Raw genomic sequence first — 24,889 nt, 5'->3', positions numbered from 1 at the left:
TGGGTCGGTGGACTCCACCTTCCCCCGCACCCGAAAGCCCCAGCGCGGCTACGACACCGAACAGGTCGACGAGTTCCTGCAGGTCGCGCGCCGGGCGTACGACGGCAGCCCGCAAGCGTCCGATCCGCCGCTGAACTCCGAGCGGATCCGCCTCACCGCCTTCTCGATGCAGAAGGGCGGCTACGTCACTTCGGCGGTCGACGCGGCGATGGAACGCCTCGAAGACGCCTTCGCGGTCGAGGAGCGCCAGGTCGCCGCACGACTGCACGGCGACGAGGTGTGGCTCGCAGAAGCGCGCACGACGGCGCAGGTGGTCGCCAACCGACTCGCCCGCGACGAAGGGCACCGCTTCGATCGGGTGAGCCCGCTCGCCCTCGGCTATCGCGTGCGCGACGTCGACAAGTTCGCCGACAAGCTGACGCGGTACTTCCGCGACGGATGGCCGATCTCGATCGACGACGTGCGGAGCGTCGTGTTCACCACGCAGCGCGGCGGGTATCGCGAGTCGCAGGTCGACCTCGTGCTCGATGCGGTCGTCGACGTGATGCAGGCCGTCCGCTGAGCGGGCGCGAGCGTGGTCGGCGTTCGCTCGACCGCCGGGACCTCCGATACACTCGACCCATCGTGGGCAGGCATACCGGATTCGAGCAGGGCGTGACGCCTGCCGCACCTCTTCGAACGACCTCGGGCACTCGCAGTGCGCTCAAGCAGGGCGTGACCGTCGTGTTCGCCTTCTGCGCGGCGCTGAGCTTCGTCGGCATCAACCTCGTCGACCCGAACGGGGTGGCCACGGCGACCCCCGATCGCGTGAGCGGCGATCGTTTCGGCGGCGCCCAGATCCAGGCGCTCGAGGTCGACGGCGACTACACGATCGACGCATCGCGAGAGGGGTACGTCGCCGAGGCGAAGCCCGCCTACGTCGAGCCGGCTTCGACGAGCGAGTCGAGCGGATGGGCGCCGCCCGCGGTCACGCCCGACCCTGGATCGGCCCAAGCGTATGCCGCGACGGCGGTCGCCGCGCGAGGCTGGGCCACGACGGAGTTCGACTGCCTCGTGGCGCTCTGGAACAAGGAGTCCGGCTGGCGGGTCAACGCGTACAACGCCTCGAGCGGCGCGTACGGCATCCCGCAGGCACTGCCCGGGTCGAAGATGGCGTCCGCCGGTGCCGACTGGGAAACCAACGCCGCGACGCAGGTCGAATGGGGTCTCGGCTACGTCCAGGGCCGCTACGGCACGCCGTGCGGTGCGTGGGCGCATTCCGAGTCCATCGGCTGGTACTGATCGCCGAACCTCGCTCCCGAGCGATCTCGTGTCGCCTGACCGCGCGCGGTCGCATGCCGCATCCGTGCCAGACTTGAGGCATGCCGCGCTCGAACCGTTCCCATGGTCGCGCCGCCAAGGCCCGCGAACCGCACCCCGAACTCGATGTCGACCGGTTGAGCGCCGGATGGCGGCGCACCGAGACGCGTGACGGCCGCGAGTGGAACGTGCAGCCCGTCTCGGAGGCGCAGGCCGTGAAGCGCTACGTCTGCCCGGCGTGCGGGCTCGAGGTGGCGCCCGGCGTCGCGCACCTCGTCGTCTGGCGCGCCGACGGCGTGCTGGGCGACGCGGCCGACCTCGCGAGCCGGCGGCACTGGCACCAGCACTGTTGGAAGATCGGAACCAGATGAGCACCCCCGAGCCGACCCCGTTCGAGATCCGCGCCTCGGTCGAGCTGCCCGCGACCCGCGAGGAGGTCCGCCTTCACACGGCCGACGGACTGACGCTGGTCGGCGAACTGGCGACCCCGGTCGACGTGGCGCCGGTCGCGACGCTCGTCACGCTGCATCCGCTGCCGACCGCCGGCGGGTTCATGGACTCGCACATCATCCGCAAGGCGGCCGCGCGACTGCCCGCGCTGGCCGACCTCGCGGTGCTGCGATTCAACACGCGCGGAACGACCTCTCCTCGGGGCACGAGCGACGGCTCGTTCGGTGAGGGCGTCGCCGAGCGTGAAGACGTCGCTGCGGCCATGGCGTTCGTCGCGCAGCGCGGGCTCCCGAATCCCTGGCTCGTGGGCTGGTCGTTCGGCACCGAGCTCGCGCTCAAGTACGGGCTGGAGCACGACATCGCCGGTGCGGTGCTGCTCTCCCCGCCGTTGCATCGCACCTCGGTCGAGGAGCTCCGCCGTTGGAACGACGTCAGCGTGCCGGTCGTCGCGCTCATCCCCGAGTTCGACGACTACCTGCGACCGGATGCCGCGGCGGAGCGCTTCGCCGTCACCCCGCACATCGCCCGCGTCGACGTCGCGGGCGGTCGCCACCTCTGGGTGGGGGAGACGCAGACCCGGCGCGTGCTCGACGAGATCGTGGCCGCGGTGAACCCGGCGGCCCTGCCGCTGCCGACGACCTGGCCGCCGACGCCGCAGGCCGGGGCCTGAGCCGCAGACGCCGTCGGTCGCGTGGCGGTCGGCGTCCGTCGGCCGTGACCGGAACCGGCCGCGCGCGAACGGTCAGAGTTCGTTCTGGCGGGGGATCACGACCTGCTTGATGATGAGCAGGAACGAGGCCGCGACCGGGATCGCCACGAGTGCGCCGAGCAGGCCGAGCAGGGTGCCGCCGGCGAGAGCCGCGATGACGACGAGGGCGCCCGGCACCCGCACGGCACGGTTCATGATGCGGGGGCTCAGCACATATGCCTCGACCTGCATGTAGACCAGGTAATAGATCGCGGCGACGAGCGCGGTCAGCGGCGAACCGAGGCCCGGGATGAGGCACACGAGCACGATGACGACCGAGGCCGAGAGCGTGCCGACGAGGGGCACGAGCGAGAAGACGAAGGCCAGGAACGCGAGCACGGCCGGGAACGGCGCCTGGATGATCGACAGGAAGATGAAGCTCAGCACGCCGTTGCAGGCGGCGAGGCCGGCCTGTCCGAGCACGTAGCGGCCGACCGACTGCGTGATCTGCTCGGTGAGGTCGGCGAAGCGCGCACGGCGCGACGCGGGCACGAGCTGGTAGGCCGTGCGCTTCATCGCGCTCAACGACGCCGAGAAGTAGAGCGTGAGGATGAAGACGATCACGACGGCGAAGATGCCCGCGCCGAGGGCGATGGCCACCTGGAGCACGCCGCCGGCGAGTTCGCTCAGCTTCTCGGGGTTGGTGAAGAAATCGGTGATGGCGTCGGTGACCTGCACGGTGATGTCATCGATCGGCACCTGCGGGAACTGCTTGGAGAGTTCTTCGACCCAGTCGAACGTCTGCACGCGTTCGGCGATCGCCGGGATCTCCTCGACGAGCTGGCCGACCTGATCGGCCACGATCGGCACGACCGCCAGCACGAGCGCGGCGACCAGGAGGCCCACGCCCGTCATGACGATGAGGATGGACGCCCAACGCGGAAGCCCCCGGCGCTCGAGCCAGCCGATGGCGGGCTCGAGGCCGAGGGCGAGGAAGAGCGCGGCGCCGACGTACGTCAGCACGGTCGAGAGGCTCGCGACCGCCGAGAGGATCAGGATGCCGACGCCGACGCCGAGCGTGCCGACGAGGCCGATGCGGAACGCGTTCTGGATCTTCATCGAACCTCGCCGGCTGCGCGACTGACGGCGGGGACTAGCCGCGGCTCGCGGCAGCGACCTGCTCGGCCTGCGTGAGCACTCCGCGGAGGCTCTCGAAGTAGCCGGCCACCGCGTCGCGCTCGATCTTGATCTGCGAGAGGCGGTCCTCGGCGTCTGCGACGAGGGCGCGCGTGCGCTCCTCGCCGTCGGCGATGAGCTTGCGCGCCTGCGTGTGGGCGTCGGCGATGCGCTCGCGCGCCTCGTCGTCGGCCTTGTCGCGGAGCTTCGCGATCTCGCCGCGGACCTCGGTCTCGAGTCGCTCGGCCTCTGCACGGCTCTCGGCGGTGCGCGCGGTCGCCTCGGCGAGCTCGGCGTTCGCGTCTTCCAGGAACTTCTGCGTCTGGCTGGTGGCCTCCTGGTGGCTCTGGAGGAGCTCCTGCTCGGCCTCGTCGCGCTTCGCGGCGAGCTCGGCCTCGAGGTCGAGGTGCGCCTTCTCGATCTCGCGACGCATGCGGTTGACCTCGTGCGTGGTCTTCTTGCGCATCGACGTCAGCTGGTTGTCGAGGTCGATGCGGGACTGCTCGGACTCGGCGTCGAAGTCGGCGCGGGCCTGCTCCTGCTCGAGCGTCAGGTCGGCGCGCATCTGGTCGAGGTCGGCGGCGTGCTTGGCGCGCAGGCGGTCGAGCTCGCTCTGCAGCTTCACGCGGGCCAGCTCGGCCTCGCGCTCGATGTCGACGGCCGCCTGCTTGCGCTGCTGCTCGACCTCGGCGCGGCTCGCGGCCAGCTCGAGGTCGAGGTCGGTGCGGGCCTGCTCGAGCTCGTGCACGAGGGCGGCGCGACGCTCGGTGGTCTCGGCGTCGAGCGCGGCGCGCGCCTCGGCGGCGTCGCGTGCGAGGTCGAGGCGCGACTGCTCGGTCTCGGTCGCGAGGTCGATGCGGGCCTGCTCGGTCTCCTTCGCGAGCTCGGCGCGGGCGCGGTCGAGCTCGATCGCGACCTCGGCGCGGGTCTGCTCGGTCTCCTGCGTGAGTCCGGCGGCGGTCGCACGCGCCTCGGAGGCCTCGTCGTTGGCCGAGACGAGGATCTCGGACGCCTTGCGCTCGGCCGCGGCCAGGGCGGCGGATGCGTCGCGCTTGCCGCTCGAACGCAGGTCGGCCGCCTCGGTGGTCGCGGCACCGCGGATCGCCGCGGCATCCCGAGCGGCGTCGTTGCGGAGCTGCTCGCTGGACTCGTGCGCGCGCGAGACCATGTCGTCGGCCTCGGCGCGTGCGTTCTCGAGCATGCGCGCCGCCTGGGCGCGCGCCTCGGCGAGCGTGCGCTCGGCGAGCTCGTTCGCGTCGGAACGGAGCAGGTGCACCTCGTCTTCGGCGGCGCGACGCAGCTTCTCGGCGTCGATGTCGGCCTGCGCGATCAGGCGGGTGGACTGCTCCTCCGCGACGCGGAGGGTGTTCTCGAGCTTGGTGCCGAGGCCCGAGAAGGTCGGGCTGCCGACCTCTTCGAGCTCTGCGCTCAGCTCTTCGATGCGGGCGAGCAGTCGCTTGTTCTCTTTCGCCTGCTCGGTCAGCTGGTTGTTCGCGGTGATGACGTCGCGGCGAAGTCCGTTGATGGACTTGTCGACCTCGTCTTTGTCGTATCCGCGGAACACCTGCGTGAACTCGGTCTCTTCGACGGCCAATTCTTCCTCCGGGCTCTGTCCCGCGTTCGTGGGGGCTCGTGCGGGATCACATGATTCTACGGGTGCGCGGCAGCGGGTCGGGAACGAGTCGCTCCGAGATCGCCCTGAGTGCCGTTCGGCACCGACGGAGGCGACTCACAGGCGGATCCCGGTAGGGTTGGATGTCTTTGTTCAATGCCGCCCCAGGCGGTACCGGAGGTAACGTGCGATTCGTCTTCGCCATTCTGGCTTTCGCCGCAGCCGCCGTGATGATCGGATTCGGCATCGCGCAGCGCACGGTGTTCCTCGAGCCGGACCGCGTCTCACTGACGTCGAGCATCGAGTCCGATGCGGCCTACGTCGTGGTCGAGCCGGGCGCGCTCGCCGCGCACACCGGCAAGCAGACCCTGACCGCGTCGGGCACCGACACCGTGTTCCTGGCGTACGGACGCCTCGACGACGTCGAGGCGTGGATCGGCGACTCGCCCTACGTCGCGATCACCCACGACGCCGACGCCGACGCACTGGTCGCGACCGACTCGCGCGACGTCGCGACCGACGACGAGGGCGGCGCCGGCGACGGCACGGGCGACGACGGCACGGCCGGCGAGGGGGCGGAGGCGACGTCGCGGCCCTCGCCGACGACCACGCCCACGCCGACTCCCGAGCCGACCGCGGCCGCCGAGGCAGACGCGGACGCCTCCGCCGACGGCGCGCTGGAGCCCGTGCCGGCGAACTCGCCGGTCGGCTCCGATCTCTGGCTCGACGAGCTCTCGGGGGAGCGCACCGTCACCACGACCATCGACGTCCCCGCCGACATCGCGGTGCTGATCGCCTCCGACGGCACGAACCCCGCCCCGTCGCGGCTGTCGCTCACCTGGCCGCTCGACAATGCGACGCCGTGGGCCGGGCCCCTGCTGCTGGGCGGCGGCGTCCTCTTCCTCATCGGCATCGTGCTCGTGATCTCGGGCTTCGTGCACCACCGCCGCTCACGCGGTCCGCGCCGGAACCTGCCGAAGGGCCGTGCCGGCAGCGGGCCGAAGCCCGCCGAGCTCCGCCGCGGTCCGATGGGCGGCGGCCGACGTGCGATCGGCCGTTCCAAGCGCGTGGCGCTCGTGCCCGTGCTGCTGCTGCCGGCGCTCGCACTGACGGCGTGCTCGCCCGACTACTGGCCGAGCTTCGACCAGCCCCCGGCGACGACGGCGCCCGCCACGACGGCGCCGCCGGTCGACCCCGTGGCGACCGAGGAGCCCGACGGCGAGGAGCCCGTGACCGAGCCGCTCGTGCCCGCCGTCACGGTGCCCCAGATGGAGCGCATCATGGCCCGCGTGGCCGAGAGCGCTGCCGCAGCCGACGAGGCCCTCGACGGCGACAAGGCCGAGGAGCGGTTCACGGGCCCTGCGCTCGAGGCGCGACGAGCGAACTACGCGATCCGCACCACCCTGCCCGACCAGGCCGGCCCCGTCGCGGTTCCCGCGACGACGCCGACCCTGATCCTCCCGCAGCAGGTCGCCGGCTGGCCCGCGACGGGCCGCACGGTGCTCGTGATCGAGAAGGCCTCCGACGACCCGACCGTGGCTCCCACGGCCCTGTACCTGCAGCAGGCCTCGCCGCGCGAGAACTACAAGGTCGTCTACGCGATGTCGCTGGCGCCCGACGCCGACGTGCCCGAGGTGGCTCCGGCGAGCATTGGCGCACCGCTCATCTCGCCCGAGTTCAAGGGGCTGGTGATGCAGCCCGACCAGGTGAGCGCCGCATACGCCGACGTGCTCATCAAGGGCGACGACTCCGAGTTCGCCGCGATGTTCGACCCCGAGGGCGACCTGCTGCGCGAGCAGCTCGGTGTCGCCGGCCAGCAGGTCATCCGCGACGACCTGAAGGCGTCCTCGCCCACGGCCGACATCGCGTTCTCGAACGCGGTCGGCGACGGCCCGACGATCGCCCTCGCGACGAACGACTCCGGTGCGCTCGTGACGGCGACGATCGAGCAGACCGAGAAGGTCACGCCGAACGACGGCGGCACGATCGGCTTCCAGGAGGGTGCGCCCGGCGCTGCGCTGTCCGGCTTCACGGGCAAGAGCGCGAAGGGCGTGCAGCGCGTGATCGGCATCCAGATGGTGTTCTACGTCCCGGCCGTCGGCTCGGACGAGCAGATCCGGCTCCTCGGGTGGTCCGAGGGACTCATCGGCGCATCGGAGGTACCGTGACCGACCCCACCCCCCACGCCGCGCTCCGCGGCGCCGTCGACCTCTCGTCGCTCGTGCAGCGATCGCAGCAGCCGGACTCGACGGCGGCTCCGGCCCCGGCCGACGGCAGCGTCGTGTTCGCGACCGACGACCAGGGCTTCGCCTCGGCGCTCGAGCTCTCGCGCACCGTGCCCGTCGTCGTCGCGGTCTGGGGTTCGTGGAGCGAACCCTCCCAGGAGCTCGTCGCCGCGCTCGACCATCTCGTGCGGGCGCGTGCGGGCCGCCTCGTGCTCGCGACGGCCGACGCCGATCGCAGCCCGCAGCTCGTGCAGGCCTTCCAGGTGCAGTCCGTGCCGACCGTCGTCGCCGTCGTCGCCGGGCAGCCCGTGCCGCTCTTCGCGGGCGTCCAGCCCGACGAGGTCATCGACCAGGTGTTCGACCAGCTGCTCGAGCTCGCCTCGCAGCACGGCGTGACCGGTTCGGTCGAGGCGACGGATGCCGCAGGCGACCCCGATGCCGCACCGCAGGAGCCCGAGGAGCCGCCGCTGCCGCCCCTGCACCAGGAGGCGTACGACGCCATCGAGGGCGGCGACTTCGCTGCCGCCGCTGCCGCGTACAAGAAGGCGATCGCCCAGGACCCCCGCGACCAGATGGCCGTGGCGGGCCTGGCGCAGGCGAACCTGCTCGGCCGGCTGAACGGCAAGACGCTCGAGTCGATCCGCAACGCCGCCGCGGCGGGACCCGACGACCTCGGGGCGCAGCTCGACGTCGCCGACCTCGACCTGTCGGGCGGGCACGTCGACGACGCCTTCGATCGGCTGCTCACGATGTTCCCGAAGCTCGACGCCGATCAGAAGAAGTTCGTGCGCGAGCGCCTCGTCGAGCTCTTCGAGGTCGTCGGCACCGAGGACCCCAGGGTCGCGGTCGCCCGCAGGCGCCTCACGAACATGCTCTTCTGAGTCGATCCGGACGGCGTCGATCCGGACTGAGTCGATCCGGATGGCGCCGATCCGGATGTCTCTGGCCGACGCCTCGTGAATCGGGCCCCGCCGCGCGGCGGGGCCCGATTCGCATTCGAGCGCTCAGTCCAGCGTGAACCAGACGGCGCCGAGCGGCGGAAGGGTGAACTCGGCCGAGGCCGGGCGCCCGGCCCACGGCGTCGCGGTGGCGTCGACCCCGCCGAGGTTGCCGACGCCGGATCCGCCCCACTGCGCGGCATCCGAGTTCAGGATCTCGCGCCAGCGGCCCGTGATCGGCAGCCCGAACCGCACTCGGTCGTGCGGCACGCCCGAGAAGTTCACGATGCAGAGCAGCGGGCGTCGCTCGCGGTCGTAGCGGAGGAATGCGACGACGTTCTGCTGGGCTGCGCCGCCCTCGACCCATTCGAAGCCCGCGGCCTCGTCGTCGAGCTGCCAGAGCGCGGCCTGTTCGCGGTAGGTCCGGTTCAGCGCACCGACGAACTCGGCGAGCTGCTTGTGGCTGGGCTGCTCGAGGATCCACCAGTCGAGGCCTCGCTCCTCGCTCCACTCGGAGAGCTGGCCGAACTCCTGGCCCATGAAGAGCAGTTGCTTACCGGGGTGCGCCCACATGAACGAGAGGTAGGCGCGCACGTTGGCGAGCTGCTGCCAGTGGTCGCCCGGCATCTTGCGGATGAGCGAGCCCTTGCCGTGCACGACCTCGTCGTGGCTGATCGGCAGCACGAAGTGCTCGCTGAACGCGTACAGGAACGAGAACGTGAGGTCGTGGTGGTGGTGGGAGCGGTACATCGGATCCTTCGCGATGTACTGCAGGGTGTCGTGCATCCACCCCATGTTCCACTTGTAGCCGAAGCCCAGTCCGCCGTTCGAGGTCGCCGCGGTGACGCCCGGGAACGACGTGGACTCCTCGGCGATCATGACGATGCCGGGGTTGCGCTTGTACGCCGTCGCGCTCGCCTCCTGGAGGAACCCGATGGCCTCGAGGTGCTCGCGCCCGCCGTGGATGTTCGGCTCCCACTCGCCGTCGGCACGCGAGTAGTCGAGGTAGATCATCGAGGCCACGGCGTCGACCCTGAGGCCGTCGACGTGCATCTCCTCGAACCAGAACAGGGCGTTCGCGACCAAGAAGTTGCGCACCCGCGGGTTGCCGTAGTCGAAGACGTAGGTGCCCCAGTCCTTCTGCTCGCCCCGCCGGGGATCGGGGTGCTCGTAGAGCGCCTCGCCGTCGAAGCGCGCGAGCGCCCAGCCGTCCTTCGGGAAGTGGCCGGGCACCCAGTCCATGATCACGCCGTAGCCCGCCCGGTGCAGGCGGTCGATGAGGTACTTGAGGTCGTCGGGGGAGCCGAACCGGCTGGTCACGGCGTAGTAGCCCGTCACCTGGTAGCCCCACGACCCGCCGAACGGATGCTCCGCGAGGGGCATGAACTCCACGTGCGTGTAGCCCAGCCAGCCGAGGTACTCGATGAGCTCGTCGGCCACGTCGCGGTACGACCTGCCGGGCCGCCACGAGCCGAGGTGCATCTCGTAGATGCTCATCGGGCGTTCGTGCACGTTGGTCGCGGCACGCGCCGACATCCAGTCGCCGTCGCCCCACTCGTGCGAGGTCGTCGAGACGATCGACCCCGTCGCGGGGGCGATCTCGGCCTGCCTGGCCATGGGGTCGGCCTTCATGACCCACTCGCCGGAGGCCGTGAGGATCTCGAACTTGTAGGTCGTGCCCGCCTCGACGCCGGGCACGAAGAGCTCCCAGACGCCGGTCGAGCCCATGCTGCGCATGGCGTGCGAGGTGCCGTCCCATCGATTGAAGCCGCCGACGACGCGCACCGCCCGCGCCCGCGGAGCCCACACCGTGAACGAGGTGCCCTCGACGGGCGCCGCGACGCCCCAGTGCGATCGGCGGTGGGCGCCGAGCACGCGCCAGAGCTCCTCGTGCCGGCCTTCGCCGATGAGGTGCAGGTCGAGCTCGCCGATGCTCGGGGCGAACCGGTAGGGCTCCTCGCTCGTCCACTCGTCGTCGCCGTACGTCGCGCGGATCAGGTAGTCGCGCGGACCTGCGTCGGCGACCCCGGCCCACACCCCGTGGCCGATGTGCTGCAGCGGCACCGCCGGCCCCTCGGCGACGACCGCCTCGACGGTGTCGGCGAGCGGCCGACGGCTCCGGATCACGGTCTGCGCGGTGTCCGCCCGCCCGGCCCCGGCCGCTCCGACGGCGATCGGGTGCTGGCCGAGCACCGAGTGCGGATCGGCGTGGCGGCCCTCGGCGACCGCGAGCAGCACCTCGTCGGCGACCGAGGGGCCCGCCACGGGCATCCGCTCGGTCATTCGAGACCCCGCACGACGTGCAGCACGTGGGCGGGGCGCGTGAACGCGTCGAGGCGCACGTAGTTCGAGTCGCCCCACTCCCAGCGGTTGCCGGTCACGAGGTCTTCGACGGTGAAGCGCGCTCCGGGCGCGAGGCCGATGGCGTCGAGGTCGAGGTGCACGGTGGTCTCCCTCACGGAATGCGGGTCCACGTTCGCGACCACGAGCACCGTGTCGTCGACCCCGTCGGGCGTGAACCGGCCCTCGAGGTGCTTCGAGTACACGAGCACGGAGTCGTCATCGCTGGCGTGGAACCGGATGTTGCGCAGCTGCCCGAGCGCTGGGTGGGCGGAACGGATGCCGTTCAGGATGCCGAGATACAGGCCGAGCGACTTGCCCGCGGCCTCGGCGGCCGCGAAGTCGCGCGGCTTGTACTCGAACTTCTCGTTGTCGATGGCCTCTTCGGCGCCAGGGCGGGCGACGGACTCGAAGAGCTCGAAGCCGGAGTACACGCCCCAGTTCGGCGCGGCCGTCGCGGCGATGGTCGCACGCACGGTGAAGGCGGCCGGGCCGCCGAACTGGAGGTACTCGGTGAGGATGTCGGGCGTGTTCACGAACAGGTTCGGCCGCATGAAGTCGGCCGTCTGCTGCGACACGCTCGTCAGGAACTCCTCGAGCTCCTCCTTGGTGTTGCGCCACGTGAAGTAGGAGTACGACTGCTGGAACCCCGCCATCGCGAGCGCCTGCATCATCGAGGGGCGGGTGAACGCCTCGGCGAGGAACACGACGTCGGGGTCGGTCGCGTTGATCGCGCCGATGAGCCGCTCCCAGAACGCGAGCGGCTTGGTGTGCGGGTTGTCGACGCGGAAGATGCGCACGCCCTGCTTCATCCAGTGCCGCACGATGCGCTCGACCTCGGCGAACACGCCCTCGGGGTCGAGGTCGAAGTTCACCGGGTAGATGTCCTGGTACTTCTTCGGCGGGTTCTCGGCGAAGCGGATGGTGCCGTCGGGCAGCACCGTGAACCACTCGGGGTGCTCGGTCACCCACGGGTGATCGGGCGAGGCCTGCAGGGCGAGGTCGAGCGCGACCTCGATGCCGAGGGCGTTCGCCCGCCGCACGAAGGCGCGGAAGTCGGCCAGGGTGCCCAGGTCGGGGTGCACGGCGTCGTGCCCGCCCATGGTGCCGTCGGCCAGCGGGCCGCCGATCGCCCACGGCGAGCCGGGGTCGCCCGGGGCGGGGTCGAGCGTGTTGTTCGGCCCCTTGCGGTTCGTGACGCCGATCGGGTGGATCGGTGGCAGGTAGAGCACGTCGAAGCCCATGGCGGCCACGCCGTCGAGCCGCTTCATGGCCGAGCGGAACGTGCCCGACTTCCAGGTGCCGTTCTTGAGCCTCCGTGCTCCCTCCGAGCGGGGGAAGAACTCGTACCACGAGCCGACGCCGGCGCGGCGGCGTTCGACGAGGATCGTGTGCTCGTCGGAGTCGGTCGTGAGCAGCGCGAGGGGGCGGGTGACGAACTCCGCGTACGCGGGGTCGTCGACCAGGGCACGACGCTCGTCGACGGATGTCGCGGGGTCGCGCAGCTGCGTCGCGATCGCGGTCAGGCGCCGCCGGGCGGCCGACGGTCGCGTCTTCTCGGCGGCCGCACGGTCGAGGAGTCGCGCACCGATCTCGAACATGAGCTCGACGTCGACGCCGGCGTCGATCTTCAGCGCGGCGTCGTGCCGCCACGTGCCGATCTCGTCGTCGAACCCCGTGACGTGCCAGTGCCATTCGCCGAGCTCGTCGAGCATGGCGCTCGCCTCCCAGCGGTCGGTGCCCGGCGCGGTGAGCGCCATGCGCTCGCGGTGCACGACGCCCGACGGCGAGGTGAGCACGAGCATCGCGCCGACCTGGTCGTGCCCCTCGCGGAACACGTTCGCCCGGAACGGCACCACCTCGCCCTCGAAGGCCTTCGGGTGCCAGCGGGGGTCGGGCACGGCGGGGGAGAGCCGGGTGACGGGGATGCGACCGGCGCGAACGGATCGGGTGCTCACGTGAACGACCGTAGCGCGGAATGCGGCGCCCGGGCGTGCCGACGTTCACACATTCGACATGCACGGCACGTAGGTTGGTGCCGTGAAGCCCATTCGCAAGTTCACCGTCCGTGCCGTCGTCCCGACTCCGCTCGCCGCGCTCGAGGAGCTCGCCGCCAACCTCCGCTGGTCGTGGCACGAGCCGACCAGGCGATTGTTCGAGGCCATCGATCCCGAACTGTGGCGCGCGTCGAACCGCGACCCCGTGACGCTCCTCGGCGAGGTCGGCCCCGAACGCCTCGAGCAGCTCGCCGCCGACGGCGGATTCGTCGAGTGGGCCGAGCGCGAACGAGCCGGCCTGCGCGGGTACCTCGAGGAGCCGCGCTGGTTCCAGTCGCTCGGCGCCGACGTGCCGCGGACCGTGGCGTACTTCTCGCCCGAGTTCGGCATCACGGCGGCCCTGCCGCAGTACTCCGGCGGACTCGGCATCCTCGCGGGCGATCACCTGAAGGCGGCCTCCGACCTCGGCGTGCCGCTTATCGGCGTCGGACTGTTCTACAAGGCCGGCTACTTCTCGCAGTCCATCACCGACGACGGCTGGCAGCAGGAGCGCTACCCGGTGCTCGACCCCGACGGGCTGCCGCTGTCGCTGCTGCGGCATCCCGACGGGACGCCAGTGCAGGTCACGCTCGCGCTGCCCGACGACGCCTCGCTGCACGCGCGGGTCTGGACGGCCGCCGTCGGGCGCATCCCGCTGCTCATGCTCGACACCGACATCCCCGCCAACACCGACGCACTGCGGTCGGTCACCGACCGGTTGTACGGCGGCGGAGGCGAGCACCGCCTGCTGCAGGAGCTCCTGCTCGGCGTCGGCGGGGCGCGGGCGGTCAAGGCGTACGCCGAGCTGACCTCGCGACCCGCGCCCGACGTGTTCCACATGAACGAGGGGCACGCGGGGTTCCTCGGGCTCGAGCGCATCTCGACCCTCATCGGCGAGGGGCTCTCGTTCGCCGAGGCGCTGCAGCTCGTCAGGGCCGGCACCGTGTTCACGACCCACACGCCCGTGCCCGCCGGCATCGACCGGTTCGACCGCGGACTCGTGGAGCGCTACCTCACGTCGTCGCTGCTGCCGGGCGTCGAGCTCGCCGACGCGCTCGCCCTCGGCGTGGAGCCGGGCGCCGACCCCGCGACCGGCGCGTTCAACATGGCGATCATGGGCCTGCGCCTCGCGCAGCACGCGAACGGCGTCTCGAAGCTGCACGGCGAGGTGAGCCGACGCATGTTCGGCGACCTGTGGCCCGGCTTCGACAGCGACGAGGTGCCGATCACCTCGATCACGAACGGCGTGCACGCGCCGACCTGGACCGACCCCGCGCTCGTCGCGCTGGCCGAGTCGAACCTCGGCACCGGCGACACCGAGCACGCCGACTGGCGGAGCGAGGCGCTCTCGGACGCCGAGTTCTGGGGCGTCAAGCGCGGCATGCGGCTGCAGCTCGTCGAAGACGCCAGGCGCCGCCTCGCGGCGGCGTGGAGCGAGCAGCACGCGGGCGCGCAGCCGCCGAAGTGGGTCGGACGCGTGCTCGACCCCGACACGCTCACGGTCGGGTTCGCCCGCCGGGTGCCGACCTACAAGCGCCTGACGCTCATGCTCCAGGACCCCGAGCGGCTGAAGGCCATCCTCACGAACCCCGACCGCCCGGTGCAGTTCGTGATCGCCGGCAAGTCGCATCCCGCCGACGACGAGGGCAAGCGGCTGATCCAGAAGCTCGTGCAGTTCGCGGCGCAGCCCGAGCTCCGCGAGCGCATCGTGTTCCTGCCCGACTACGACATGGGCATGGCCGAGCTGCTGTACCCCGGGTGCGACGTGTGGCTGAACAACCCGCTCCGCCCGCTCGAGGCCTGCGGCACCTCCGGCATGAAGGCCGCGATGAACGGTGCCCTGAACCTCTCGATCCTCGACGGCTGGTGGGCCGAGTACCAGGGCGAGGACTACGGCTGGGTCATCCCCTCGGCCGATGCGGCGGGCGACGCCGGCGAACGCGACGCGCTCGAGGCGGCCTCGCTCTACGAGCTGCTCGAGCATCGGGTCGCGACCCGGTACTACGAGCGGAACCACGACGGCGTGCCGGAGGAGTGGGTGCGCCGCGTGCGCACGACCCTCAGCACGCTCGCGCCCGAACTCGGCGCCGATCGCATGGTCAAGCAGTACGTCGAGGAGCTCTACCGCCCGGCGGCCGAGCAGGCCGACCGGGTCGCCGCCGACGGCGACCGCGGCGCGAAGGAGCTCGCCGCGTACCTCGACCGTGCGCGCACCGCCTGGCCCGGCGTGCGGGTCGGGCACGTCGAGTCCGGCGGGGTCGACGCACCGCACGTCGGCGACGAGCTGCAGCTTCGGGCGCACGTCGACCTCGGCGGGCTCTCGGTCGACGACGTGACGGTCGAGGCCGTGCACGGGCGCAGCAGGTCCGACGAGCGCATCGAGCACGCCCGGCGCACCCCGCTCACGCCCACGATCACCGGAACGGATGCCGGCGCGACCGCCGAGGGCCCGCAGCTGTACACCGGAACGATCACGCTCGACCGCGCCGGATCGTTCGGCTACACGGTGCGGGTCGTGCCGAGGCATCCGCTGCTCGTCTCGCCCGCGGAGCTCGGCCTGGTCGCGGTCGCCGAGTGAGTCGGGGGTCGTCCGGCACGCGGGTCGCGGCCGGACGACGCCGCGGCGTCACCGTCGTCGTGACCTGCGGCGGATCGCTCCGCCGAACCGCTCAGCGCGCGCGGGCGATGGGCGCGTACGAGCCCGAGGTGATCGCGACGAGGTCGTCGGGCGCGAGCTCGAGGTCGAGGCCGCGACGCCCGCCCGAGACGTAGACGGTCTCGCAGAGGATCGCGGACTCGTCGAGCACGGTCGGCAGCGGCGTCTTCTGGCCGATCGGGCTGATGCCGCCCACGACGTAGCCGGTCTTGCGCTCCGCGACGGCGGGATCGGCCATCTCGGCCCGCTTGCCGCCGACGGCCTGCGCGAACGCCTTGAGGTCGAGGTGCAGCGCCACGGGCACGATCGCCACGGCCAGCGAGCCGTCGACCGATGCGAGCAGCGTCTTGAACACGCGGTCGGGGTCGAGTCCGAGCTTCTCGGCGGCCTCCAACCCGTAGGCGGCGGCACGCGGGTCGTGCTCGTACGCGTGCACGCGGAAGCCGACGCCCGCACGGGTCAGGGCGAGCGTCGCCGGGGTGCCGGCCGAGGCATCCGCCCGCCTGGCCATCAGACGCGGCCGGTGATCGTCGCGGATGCAGCGGGTGCGCCCGACGCCGCGGTGGAGGCCTCGCCGAGCGCGCGGTAGAGCAGCATCGCCTGCGGCGGCACGGCGATGCGCTCGCCGGGGAGGTGCTCGCTCGACTCGGTCACCGGGTGCTCGTCGGACGAGTCCCAGAGGAGCATGTAGCCGGTGACCCCGTCGTGGGCCGGCAGCACGACCTCGGTCGGCGTCTCGTGCGCGTGCACGACGAGCAGGATGCGGTTGAACGCCTCGACCTCGGGCGTCGATGCGGCGAGGTACTGCAGCGTGCGCTCGGCCGGGTCGTTCCAGTCGTCGATGGTCATGGTCTCGCCGTCGGCGTTGTACCAGTCCATCTGCGACGCGCTCGGCGTGGTCTCGCCGAAGACGCCGAAGCGCACCGGTCGGATCGCCGGGTTGTCGCGGCGCAGCGCCACGAGCCTGCGGGTCGTCGCTTCGAGGCCGGCGTCGCGCTCGTCGTCGCTCCACGACAGCCAGGTGAGGTCGGAGTCCTGGCAGTACGCGTTGTTGTTGCCGCGCTGCGAGCGCCCGTACTCGTCGCCGGCGGTGAGCATGGGCACGCCGGCCGAGAGCAGCAGGGTGCCGAGCAGGTTCCGGATGCTGCGCCTGCGCGCCGCGAGCACCTCGACGTCGTCGGTGTCGCCCTCGACCCCGTGGTTGTACGAGTTGTTGCCGTCGGTACCGTCGCGATTCTGCTCGCCGTTGCCGAGGTTGTGCTTGACGTCGTAGGCCGTCAGGTCGGCGAGCGTGAAGCCGTCGTGCGCGGTGATGAAGTTGAGGCTCGCGAGGGGGCCGCGCTCGAGGCTGAACGTGTTCGACGAGCCGGCGAGTCGGGTCGCGAATCGGCCGATGCCGCTGCCCGCGTCGCCGGTCTGCCGTTCACGGCGCAGGTCGCCGAGCCAGAAGTCGCGCATGCGGTCGCGGTAGCGGTCGTTCCACTCGACGAACCCGCGGGGGAAGTTGCCGGTCTGCCAGCCGCCCGGACCGACGTCCCACGGCTCGGCGATGAGCTTGGTCGACCCGATGACCGGGTCGGCGAGCATGCCCTGCAGCAGGGGATGCTCCGGCGTGTACGCGCCGTGGTCGTCGCGGCCGAGCGTCGCGGCGAGGTCGAGCCGGAAGCCGTCGACCTGGAGTTCGTCGGCGAAGTACCGCAGCGAGTCGAGCACGAGGCGCTGCGGCTCCGCGCGCCCGAAGTCGAGCGTGTTTCCGCACCCGGTCGTGTCGACGTACCGGCCGTGGGCGTCGTGGCGGTAGTAGGCGGCGTTGTCGATGCCGCGGAACGAGTACGTCGGACCCTGCCTGCCCTCCTCGGCGGTGTGGTTGTAGACGACGTCGAGCACGACCTCGAGGCTGGCGCCGTGCAGCGCGCGGACCATCTCGGCGAACTCGCGCCGCACGGCGGCCGCGCCGCTCGCGCGGGCCGCGGCGGTCGCGTAGGGCGCGTGGGGGGCGAAGAACGCGAGCGTGTTGTAGCCCCAGTAGTTCGTGCGGCCCTGGCGCTTCAGGCGGTGCTCCGACAGGAACGCGTGCACGGGCAGCAGTTCGATCGTCGTGACGCCGAGGCCGGTCAGGTACTCGAGGGACGCGTCGTGCCCGAGGCCGGCGTAGGTGCCGCGCAGCGCCTCGGGCACCGCCGGGTTCAGCCTCGAGAAGCCGCGCACGTGCGCCTCGTAGACGACGGTGTGGTCGAGCGGCACGCGCGGCTTCGCCGTGCCGGCCCAGTCGAAGGGGTCGGCCGCCCCGCCCGCGCCTGCGCCCGCCGGGCCCTCGCCGACCAGCGGGTCGAGGGCGACGCCGTGCCAGGAGCCCCCGCCCACCGCGGCCAGTCCGCGTGCGTAGGGGTCGAGCAGGGTCTGCGCGGGATTGAAGGCGTGCTCGACGCCCGTGGGGCCGTCGACGCGGAAGCCGTACCTGGCGCCGTGCACGAGCGCCGCCGACGAGCCCTGCCACACGCCGTGCGCGTCGCGCTCGAGGTCGACGCGATCGGTCGCCCACCCGGCATCCGCACCGGAGAAGACCTCGAGCTCGACCGAGGTCGCGTTCGCGGACCACACGCGGACCGTGCCGCCGTCGGGGCCGGTGCGCACACCGAGGTCGTGCATGGGATCGCTCTCAGACATGCGATCTAGAGTAGGACCACGAACTGCTTGGAGGGCGCATGCCGGTCTATCTCGACCATGCGGCGACCACGCCGATGCGCCCCGAGGCGATCGAGGCCATGGTCGAGGCGATGCGCGTCGTCGGCAACCCGGCATCGATCCACAGCGCCGGGCAGCAGGCCAAGCGCGTGCTCGAGGAGAGCCGGGAGCGCATCGCCGCGACCCTCGGCGTCGACGGCATCGAGGTGGTGTTCACGGGCAACGGCACCGAGGCCGTGAACCTCGCGATCAAGGGGCTCTGGTGGAGCAGGCAGGCGTCCGGTGCCCGGCCGCGCCTCATCGTGCCGGCCGGCGAGCACCACGCCACCGTCGACACCGTCGACTGGCTCGCCGCACACGAGGGTGCCGTCGTCGACGAGGTGCCGCTCGACGAGGTCGGTCGGCTGCGCCTCGACGTGCTCGAGAGCCTGCTCGCCGAGCACGCGGCATCCGTCGCCCTGGTCACGATGCTCTGGGCCAACAACGAGGTCGGCACCATCCAGCCGGTCGACGAGGTCGCACGCCTGACCGCCACTGCCGGGGTGCCGCTGCACGTCGACGCGGTGTCGGCCTACGGCCAGCTGCCGATCGACGTGCGGGCCGTGCGCCGCGACACGCGGGCGCCGCGCGGCGCCGGACTCGTCGCGCTCAGCGTCTCCGCGCACAAGATCGGCGGTCCGACCGGCATCGGCGCGCTCGTGCTCGACCGCTCGGCCGCGCTCGAGCCGCTGATCCACGGCGGCGGGCAGCAGCGCAAGGTGCGATCCGGCACGCAGGACGTCGCGGCGGCGGCCGGGTTCGCCGCGGCCGCCGATGCCGTGCACGCGAGCCTCGACGAGGACGCGGCCCGCATGTCGGCGATGCGCGACCGGATCGTCGCGGGCGCGCTCGCCGCGGTCGACGGCGTGCACCTCTCGGGCGACCCCGATGCCGCCGGACGGCTGCCCGGCAACGTGCACCTCTCGTTCGACGGATGCGAGGGCGACTCGCTCCTCTTCCTGCTCGACGCCGCAGGGGTCGCCGTGTCGACCGGGTCGGCGTGCCAGGCTGGCGTGCCCGAGCCGTCGCACGTGCTCATGGCCATGGGGCGTTCCGAGGCCGACGCGCGCGGCGCGCTGCGCATCACGCTCGGCCACGACTCCACCGACGCCGACGTCGACGCGTTCCTCGCCGCACTGCCCGCGGCGCACGCGCAGGCCGTGAAGGCCGGGCTCGCGGCGCGCGCCACGTCGTTCGACCGCTGAACGGCGCCCCCGCGGCATCCGCTCGCCTGACGCGACGGCGGCACGGGGCATCCGTTCAGGCGCCCCTGCTTACACTGGAACGGTGAAGGTTCTCGCAGCGATGAGCGGCGGCGTCGACAGCGCCGTCGCAGCCGCCCGCGCCGTCGAGGCGGGCCACGAGGTCGTCGGCGTGCACCTGGCGCTCAGCCGCATGCCCGGCACGCTGCGCACCGGAAGCCGCGGCTGCTGCACGATCGAGGACTCGATGGACGCGCAGCGCGCCGCGAACGTGCTCGGCATCCCGTACTACGTGTGGGACTTCTCGGAGCGCTTCAAGGCCGACGTCGTCGACGACTTCATCGCCGAGTACTCGGCCGGGCGCACGCCCAACCCGTGCATGCGCTGCAACGAGCGCATCAAGTTCGCCGCGCTGCTCGAGAAGGCCCTCGCCCTCGGGTTCGACGCCGTCGCGACGGGCCACTACGCCAAGGTGCTCACCGGGGACTCCGGCGCGCTCGAGCTGCACCGCGCGAGCGCCGAGGCGAAGGACCAGAGCTACGTGCTCGGCGTGCTCACCGCCGAGCAGCTCGCGCACGCGTACTTCCCGCTCGGCGACACGCCGTCGAAGGCGCTCGTGCGTGAAGAGGCCGCCCGGCGCGGACTGAGCGTCGCGCAGAAGCCCGACTCCTACGACATCTGCTTCATCCCCGACGGCGACACCAAGGGCTGGCTCGCCGACAAGGTCGGCACCGCAACGGGCGACATCGTCGACCGCACGGGCGCCGTCGTCGGCACCCACGAGGGCGCGCACGCCTTCACCGTGGGCCAGCGTCGCGGCATGCGGCTCGGCACCCCTGCCGCCGACGGCAAGCCGCGCTTCGTGCTCGAGGTGCGCCCGAAGGAGAACACGGTCGTCGTCGGCCCGAAGGAGGCGCTCGCGACCGCGCTCATCGCCGGCTCCCGGTTCACCTGGGCCGGCCTCGCACCCGACGACGCCTCGGTGCCCTTCGACTGCGAGGTGCAGATCCGCGCGCACGCCGACCCGGTCCGCGCCGTCGCGCAGGTCGAGACGGATGCCGCGGGCGCGGCCGAGCTCGTCGTGACCCCCGACCTGCCGCTCGACGGCGTGGCACCCGGCCAGACCGCCGTGATCTACGTCGGCACCCGCGTGCTCGGGCAGTTCACCATCGACCGCACGGTCAGCGCGGTGCCGGTCGGTGCGGTGCCGGTCGGCGCGGTGCCGGTGGGCGTCTGAGGGCCTCCGCGGCCGACCTCGTCCGGCGCCGAGAGCCCGCGGTCGTCCGCGCGTGGGATAGTCGTTCCCCGCACGCGATGTCAAGGCCCCACGTCGGGTGTCGTGCGTCTCGTAGATTGACGGGCACGCCGCCGACCGGCGGTGCATTCCCGAGGAGGACGACGTGACCACCCCCCGAGTTCCCGCAGAACGAAGCGCCACGCACCCCGCACCCGACACCGCCGTACCCGCCACCCCCGCACCTGCCACCGCCGTGATCGACGAGCGCACGCCCGACGAGCGCGACACGGTCGCATACCCCCGACCGGCCGACGCCGCCGGCACCGACGCCGGCCGGAACGGAGCCGTCGCAGCGGACGACCGCCCCGCGGCATCCACCGCAGCCGACGACGGCGCCGGTGTCGCGCTCTCGGGCGCGGCCGCCCGCCGTACGGTCGTCGGCCGGCAGCGCGAGGCGTTCGGCGGCGTGAAGCTCGGGTCCGCGCTGTTCGGGTGGCTCACCGCCACCGGCACCGCGGCGATCCTGACCGGAACGGTCGCCGGCGTCGGAACCGCGCTCGGCATCGACACGGCCGGCCGTGCCGCGGTGCTCACGGGCGTGGCCTCCGAGAGCGTCGGCTGGGTCGCCGTCGCGCTGCTCGCGGTGATCCTGCTCGTCTCGTACTGGTGCGGCGGCTACGTCGCCGCCCGCATGGCCCGGTTCAGCGGCGCCGTGCAGGGCCTCGCGGTCTGGGTGTGGGCGCTCGTGATCGCGATCGTCGTGTCGCTCGTGAGCGTCATCATCGGCAGCCAGGCCGACGTGCTCTCGAACGCGAACCTGTACCCTCGCATCAGCATGAGCTTCGAGGAGTTCACCGTCGCGGGCCTGGTCGTCGCCGTGGTCGTGCTCGTCTCGAGCCTCGCCGGCGCCGTCCTCGGCGGCATGGCGGGCACCCGCTACCACCGGCGCGTCGACCGCGCCGGATTCGTCGAGGAGAGCTGATCCGAACCACCGTCAGGCGCATCGGCGGGCTCGCGTGACCCGCGAGCTCGCCGGCGCGCCCGAGCACGTGGTCGACGTGCCCCGAGCCGTCGCCGCCTTCGCCGGAGACGCGGCCGTCGTGCCCGTCTGGCGCAACCTCGCCGGCGGCCTCACGTTCCGAGTCGGCCGGCGCCCCGACGACGACGCTCCGAGCTTCGTGAAGTGGAACCCACGAGGTTCGGGAGAATCGCTCGCCGAGGAGGAGCGGCGGCTCGACTGGCTCGAGGGCCGGTTCCGCGCCCCGCGTGTCGTGGCATCAGGCCGCGACGAGCACGGCGAGTGGCTGGCGACGGCGGCCATCGAGGCCGAGTCGGCCGTCTCGCCGTACTGGAGCGAGCGAGCGGATGCCGCGGCCCGCGCCGTCGCGTTCGGACTCCGCGAGCTGCACGACGCCCTCGACCCAGACGACTGCCCGTTCGACTGGGGCGTCGACGCGCGCGTCCGGGTGGCCGACCGCGCCGGAGCGCGCGTGCCGGCCGACCTGCGCGAGGCGCCCCCGATCGATCGGCTGGTCGTGTGCCACGGCGATCCGTGCGCGCCGAACACGCTCATCGACCGCGACGGCCGGTTCGCCGGCATCGTCGACGTCGGGCGTCTCGGCGTCGGCGACCGGTGGGCCGATCTGGCCGTGGCGAGCTGGAGCCTCGAGTGGAACTACGGTGACGGACACGAGGCCGCGTTCTTCGACGCCTACGGCGTCGCGCCCGATCCCGCGCGCATCGTGTACTACCGCGCCCTCTGGGACGCGACCTGACCGGTGCCCTTCCGCCGGCATCGACCCGTGCTCGGCGCGCTGCGGCCGCCGAGTCGCCCGCGCGCCGTGCACGGCGGGCGGAGGCATCCGGATCGGCGTCGGGGGTCGCTCCTAGGATGATGACGTGAGCGAGAACCCCGCCGATACAGACGTGCCCGCCGACTTCGACACTGCCAGGGTCGAAGCAGACGCCCTCACCGCGCGCATCGAGGCGGCCAGGCTCGCCTATTACGGTGACGGCGACTCGACCCTCTCCGACGCCGAGTACGACGCCGATTTCCACCGGCTCGAGGCCCTCGAGCGCGCGTTCCCCGAGCTCGTCGGGCAGGACAGCCCGACCCAGCAGGTGGGTGCGGCCGTCGCCTCCGCGGGCTTCCCCGAGCACGAGCACGCCGAGCGCATGCTGAGCCTCGACAACGTGTTCTCGATCGAGGAGTTCCGGGAGTGGGCCGCGAAGGCGCAGGCCGCGGCCGGGCGGCCGGTGCACTGGCTGTCCGAGCTCAAGATCGACGGGCTCGCCATCAGCCTCGCCTACCGCGACGGCGTGCTCGAGACCGCGACGACCCGCGGCGACGGCCGGGTGGGCGAAGACATCACCGAGAACGTCGATCTCATCCCGGTGATCCCGCGGCGGCTCTCCGGCACCGGGTATCCGACCTTCTTCGAGGTTCGCGGCGAGGTGTTCCTCCGCACGGTCGACTTCGAGGCGCTCAACGAGCGTCAGCACGAGCTCCAGGCCGCGTTCGAGGCCGAGTGGGTCGCCAAGGGGCGGCCCGCAGACGCGATCCCCGCGAGGTACGCCGAGTTCGCCAACGCCCGCAACACCGCGGCCGGCAGCCTCCGCCAGCGTCGCGAGAACAAGGGAACGGCCGAGCTGGCGCTCATGCGCGAGCGACTCGGACGGCTCTCGCTCTACCTGCACGGCATCGGCGCATGGAACGGCGGCGATGCCGAGCCCGCGGTGACCGCGCAGTCCGAGATCTACGACCTCATCGCCTCATGGGGGCTTCCGGTCTCGCCGCACTCGAGGGTGTTCTCGACCGTCGACGAGGTCGCCGAGTACATCGCCGACCGGGGCGAGCACCGCCACGACGTCGAGCACGAGATCGACGGCATCGTCGTGAAGATCGACGAGCTCGAACTGCACGCCGAACTCGGCGCCACGAGCCGCGCGCCGCGCTGGGCGATCGCGTACAAGTACCCGCCGGAAGAGGTGCACACGAAGCTGCTCGACATCGTCGTCGGCGTCGGTCGCACCGGGCGGGCGACGCCCTACGCCGTGATGGCGCCCGTCAAGGTCGCGGGCTCCACGGTGCGCCAGGCGACGCTGCACAACCAGCAGGTCGTGCGGGCCAAGGGCGTGCTGATCGGCGACACCGTGGTGCTCCGCAAGGCGGGCGACGTGATCCCCGAGATCCTCGGCGCCGTCGAGCAGGCGCGCGACGGCAGCGAGGTCGAGTGGCACATGCCCGAGTTCTGCCCGGAGTGCGGCACCGCGCTGCGCGCGATGAAAGAGGGCGACATCGACCTCCGGTGCCCCAACGCGGAGTCCTGCCCCGCGCAGGTGCGCGGGCGCGTCGAGCACATCGGCTCGCGCGGCGGCCTCGACATCGAGGCGCTCGGCGAGGTGACGGCCGCAGCGCTGACCCAGCCCTCGTTCCCCGCCCTGCCCCCGCTCGCGACCGAGGCGCGCCTCTTCGATCTCACCCTCGACGAGCTCGTTCCCATCGAGGTCGTCGTGCGCGATGCCGAGACCGGCGAGCCGAAGCTCGACGAGACGACCGGCGAGCCCGCCAAGCGTGCGCCGTTCCAGAAGGTCCGCATCACGTACCCGCCCGGCACCGAGACGATGACGGCGGCGGAGCGCCGGGCTGCAGGCGTGCGCAAGGACTTCCGCGAGGTCGGGCCGTCGGAGGCCGCGACCAAGCTCCTCGCCGAACTCGAGAAGGCGAAGACCAAGCCGCTCTGGCGCCTGCTCGTCTCGCTCAACATCCGCCATGTCGGTCCGGTCGCCGCCCGAGCGCTCGCCGACTGGTTCGGCTCGCTCGACAAGATCCGCGAGGCCTCGCGCGACGAGCTCGCCGAGGTCGACGGCGTCGGCGGCATCATCGCGGACTCGCTCATCGACTGGTTCGCGGTCGACTGGCATCGCGACATCATCGAGAAATGGACCTCGGCCGGCGTGCAGTGGCAGACCCCCGGGCATCCCGGGCCCGGCGCGGCGGCGGCCGCGGGGGGCGTGCTCGCCGGGCTCACGGTCGTGGCGACCGGAAGTCTCGAGGGCTTCACCCGCGACGGGGCGCAGGAGGCGATCATCAACGCCGGAGGCAAGGCGGCCTCCAGCGTCTCGAAGAAGACCGACTTCGTCGCGGCCGGGCCCGGCGCCGGATCCAAGCTCGCGAAGGCCGAAGAACTCGGCATCCGCGTGCTCGATGCGGCGCAGTTCGCCATACTCGTAACCCAGGGGCCGTCCGCGCTCGACGGGTAGGCGCCGCGGACGGCATGGATCGCCGGGGGCGGCGGAGCGCGGG

General features: G+C 72.1%; 18 protein-coding genes. 12 read left to right on the top strand and 6 right to left on the bottom strand.

Annotation, left to right across the window (positions count from 1 at the left end; translation table 11 throughout):
* Positions 1-7 precede the first annotated feature (7 nt).
* From ACFVS8_RS03380 to ACFVS8_RS03365, 4 genes are all read left to right on the top strand, one after another.
* Complete coding sequence (locus tag ACFVS8_RS03380; protein WP_387057554.1) at positions 8-562, top strand: DivIVA domain-containing protein; 555 nt, start codon at positions 8-10, stop codon at positions 560-562.
* A 62-nt stretch (positions 563-624) separates the two neighbouring features.
* Complete coding sequence (locus ACFVS8_RS03375; RefSeq protein WP_387057552.1) at positions 625-1,281, top strand: lytic transglycosylase domain-containing protein; 657 nt, start codon at positions 625-627, stop codon at positions 1,279-1,281.
* A gap of 80 nt (positions 1,282-1,361) precedes the next feature.
* Positions 1,362-1,670, top strand: coding sequence for a hypothetical protein (locus ACFVS8_RS03370; RefSeq protein WP_387057551.1), 309 nt, complete (start codon positions 1,362-1,364; stop codon positions 1,668-1,670).
* Positions 1,667-2,419, top strand: coding sequence for an alpha/beta hydrolase (locus tag ACFVS8_RS03365; protein ID WP_387057549.1), 753 nt, complete (start codon positions 1,667-1,669; stop codon positions 2,417-2,419). Before ACFVS8_RS03370 ends, ACFVS8_RS03365 begins: the two co-directional genes overlap by 4 nt.
* A gap of 72 nt (positions 2,420-2,491) precedes the next feature.
* Here ACFVS8_RS03365 and ACFVS8_RS03360 read toward each other — a convergent pair whose 3' ends face one another.
* Positions 2,492-3,556 (bottom strand): AI-2E family transporter, encoded by a 1,065-nt coding sequence (locus ACFVS8_RS03360; RefSeq protein ID WP_387057547.1) that lies wholly within the window; start codon positions 3,554-3,556, stop codon positions 2,492-2,494.
* Between the two features lie 34 nt (positions 3,557-3,590).
* Positions 3,591-5,207: a DivIVA domain-containing protein gene (locus ACFVS8_RS03355; RefSeq protein WP_387057545.1), complete on the bottom strand. Its 1,617-nt coding sequence runs from the start codon at positions 5,205-5,207 to the stop codon at positions 3,591-3,593.
* Positions 5,208-5,410: 203 nt separating this feature from the next.
* Between ACFVS8_RS03355 and ACFVS8_RS03350 the strand changes: the two genes are divergently transcribed.
* Both ACFVS8_RS03350 and ACFVS8_RS03345 read left to right on the top strand, forming a co-directional pair.
* Complete coding sequence (locus ACFVS8_RS03350; RefSeq protein WP_387057543.1) at positions 5,411-7,393, top strand: hypothetical protein; 1,983 nt, start codon at positions 5,411-5,413, stop codon at positions 7,391-7,393.
* Positions 7,390-8,331 (top strand): co-chaperone YbbN, encoded by a 942-nt coding sequence (locus ACFVS8_RS03345; protein WP_387057541.1) that lies wholly within the window; start codon positions 7,390-7,392, stop codon positions 8,329-8,331. Before ACFVS8_RS03350 ends, ACFVS8_RS03345 begins: the two co-directional genes overlap by 4 nt.
* A 123-nt stretch (positions 8,332-8,454) precedes the next feature.
* On the opposite strand, the gene glgB is transcribed toward ACFVS8_RS03345, so the two are convergent.
* Together glgB and ACFVS8_RS03335 are read right to left on the bottom strand one after the other, a co-directional pair.
* Entirely contained in the window at positions 8,455-10,671 is a 2,217-nt protein-coding gene (glgB, locus tag ACFVS8_RS03340) for a 1,4-alpha-glucan branching protein GlgB (RefSeq protein WP_387057539.1), read from the bottom strand.
* Entirely contained in the window at positions 10,668-12,686 is a 2,019-nt protein-coding gene (locus ACFVS8_RS03335) for a maltotransferase domain-containing protein (RefSeq protein WP_387057537.1), read from the bottom strand. The genes glgB and ACFVS8_RS03335 overlap by 4 nt, the downstream gene beginning before the upstream one ends.
* A gap of 82 nt (positions 12,687-12,768) precedes the next feature.
* Here ACFVS8_RS03335 and glgP point away from each other — a divergent pair, with 82 nt between their 5' ends.
* Entirely contained in the window at positions 12,769-15,342 is a 2,574-nt protein-coding gene (gene glgP / locus ACFVS8_RS03330) for an alpha-glucan family phosphorylase (protein WP_387057535.1), read from the top strand.
* 91 nt (positions 15,343-15,433) lie between these two features.
* Here the strand turns inward: glgP and ybaK are convergent, their stop codons facing one another.
* The gene (gene ybaK / locus ACFVS8_RS03325; RefSeq protein WP_387057533.1) at positions 15,434-15,931 is read right to left on the bottom strand and encodes a Cys-tRNA(Pro) deacylase; all 498 of its coding nucleotides are present in this window, start codon (positions 15,929-15,931) and stop codon (positions 15,434-15,436) included.
* Positions 15,931-18,087 carry a glycogen debranching protein GlgX gene (glgX, locus tag ACFVS8_RS03320; protein ID WP_387057531.1) on the bottom strand — a complete coding sequence of 719 codons (2,157 nt, stop codon included), beginning with the start codon at positions 18,085-18,087 and terminating at the stop codon, positions 15,931-15,933. Before glgX ends, ybaK begins: the two co-directional genes overlap by 1 nt.
* A gap of 38 nt (positions 18,088-18,125) precedes the next feature.
* Here glgX and ACFVS8_RS03315 point away from each other — a divergent pair, with 38 nt between their 5' ends.
* The 5 genes from ACFVS8_RS03315 to ligA all read left to right on the top strand — a co-directional run bounded on the left by ACFVS8_RS03315 (position 18,126) and on the right by ligA (position 24,846).
* On the top strand, positions 18,126-19,349 hold the full coding sequence (locus ACFVS8_RS03315) for a cysteine desulfurase family protein (RefSeq protein ID WP_387057529.1): 1,224 nt from the start codon (positions 18,126-18,128) through the stop codon (positions 19,347-19,349).
* Between the two features lie 82 nt (positions 19,350-19,431).
* Positions 19,432-20,583 (top strand): tRNA 2-thiouridine(34) synthase MnmA, encoded by a 1,152-nt coding sequence (mnmA, locus tag ACFVS8_RS03310; protein WP_387057527.1) that lies wholly within the window; start codon positions 19,432-19,434, stop codon positions 20,581-20,583.
* 163 nt (positions 20,584-20,746) lie between these two features.
* Positions 20,747-21,565 carry a hypothetical protein gene (locus tag ACFVS8_RS03305; protein ID WP_387057525.1) on the top strand — a complete coding sequence of 273 codons (819 nt, stop codon included), beginning with the start codon at positions 20,747-20,749 and terminating at the stop codon, positions 21,563-21,565.
* Positions 21,566-21,599: 34 nt separating this feature from the next.
* A complete protein-coding gene (locus tag ACFVS8_RS03300; RefSeq protein WP_387057523.1) occupies positions 21,600-22,358 on the top strand; it encodes a phosphotransferase in 759 nt (252 codons plus the stop codon).
* Positions 22,359-22,482: 124 nt separating this feature from the next.
* Entirely contained in the window at positions 22,483-24,846 is a 2,364-nt protein-coding gene (ligA, locus tag ACFVS8_RS03295; RefSeq protein ID WP_387057521.1) for an NAD-dependent DNA ligase LigA, read from the top strand.
* The last annotated feature ends 43 nt before the right edge of the window (positions 24,847-24,889 follow it).

It is taken from the genome of Agromyces sp. NPDC058110 (assembly GCF_042884735.1).
GTDB lineage: Bacteria > Actinomycetota > Actinomycetes > Actinomycetales > Microbacteriaceae > Agromyces.
This window is presented reverse-complemented; position numbering and strand designations above follow the sequence as displayed.

What these genes read in the sequence shown, in the direction of transcription:
- ACFVS8_RS03370 (WP_387057551.1), top strand. Translation starts at nt 1,362, where the DNA reads ATGCCGCGCTCGAACCGTTCCCATGGTCGCGCCGCCAAGGCCCGCGAA.
- glgX (WP_387057531.1), bottom strand. Translation starts at nt 18,087, where the DNA reads ATGTCTGAGAGCGATCCCATGCACGACCTCGGTGTGCGCACCGGCCCC.
- ACFVS8_RS03365 (WP_387057549.1), top strand. Translation starts at nt 1,667, where the DNA reads ATGAGCACCCCCGAGCCGACCCCGTTCGAGATCCGCGCCTCGGTCGAG.
- ACFVS8_RS03360 (WP_387057547.1), bottom strand. Translation starts at nt 3,556, where the DNA reads ATGAAGATCCAGAACGCGTTCCGCATCGGCCTCGTCGGCACGCTCGGC.
- ACFVS8_RS03315 (WP_387057529.1), top strand. Translation starts at nt 18,126, where the DNA reads ATGCCGGTCTATCTCGACCATGCGGCGACCACGCCGATGCGCCCCGAG.
- glgB (WP_387057539.1), bottom strand. Translation starts at nt 10,671, where the DNA reads ATGACCGAGCGGATGCCCGTGGCGGGCCCCTCGGTCGCCGACGAGGTG.
- ybaK (WP_387057533.1), bottom strand. Translation starts at nt 15,931, where the DNA reads ATGGCCAGGCGGGCGGATGCCTCGGCCGGCACCCCGGCGACGCTCGCC.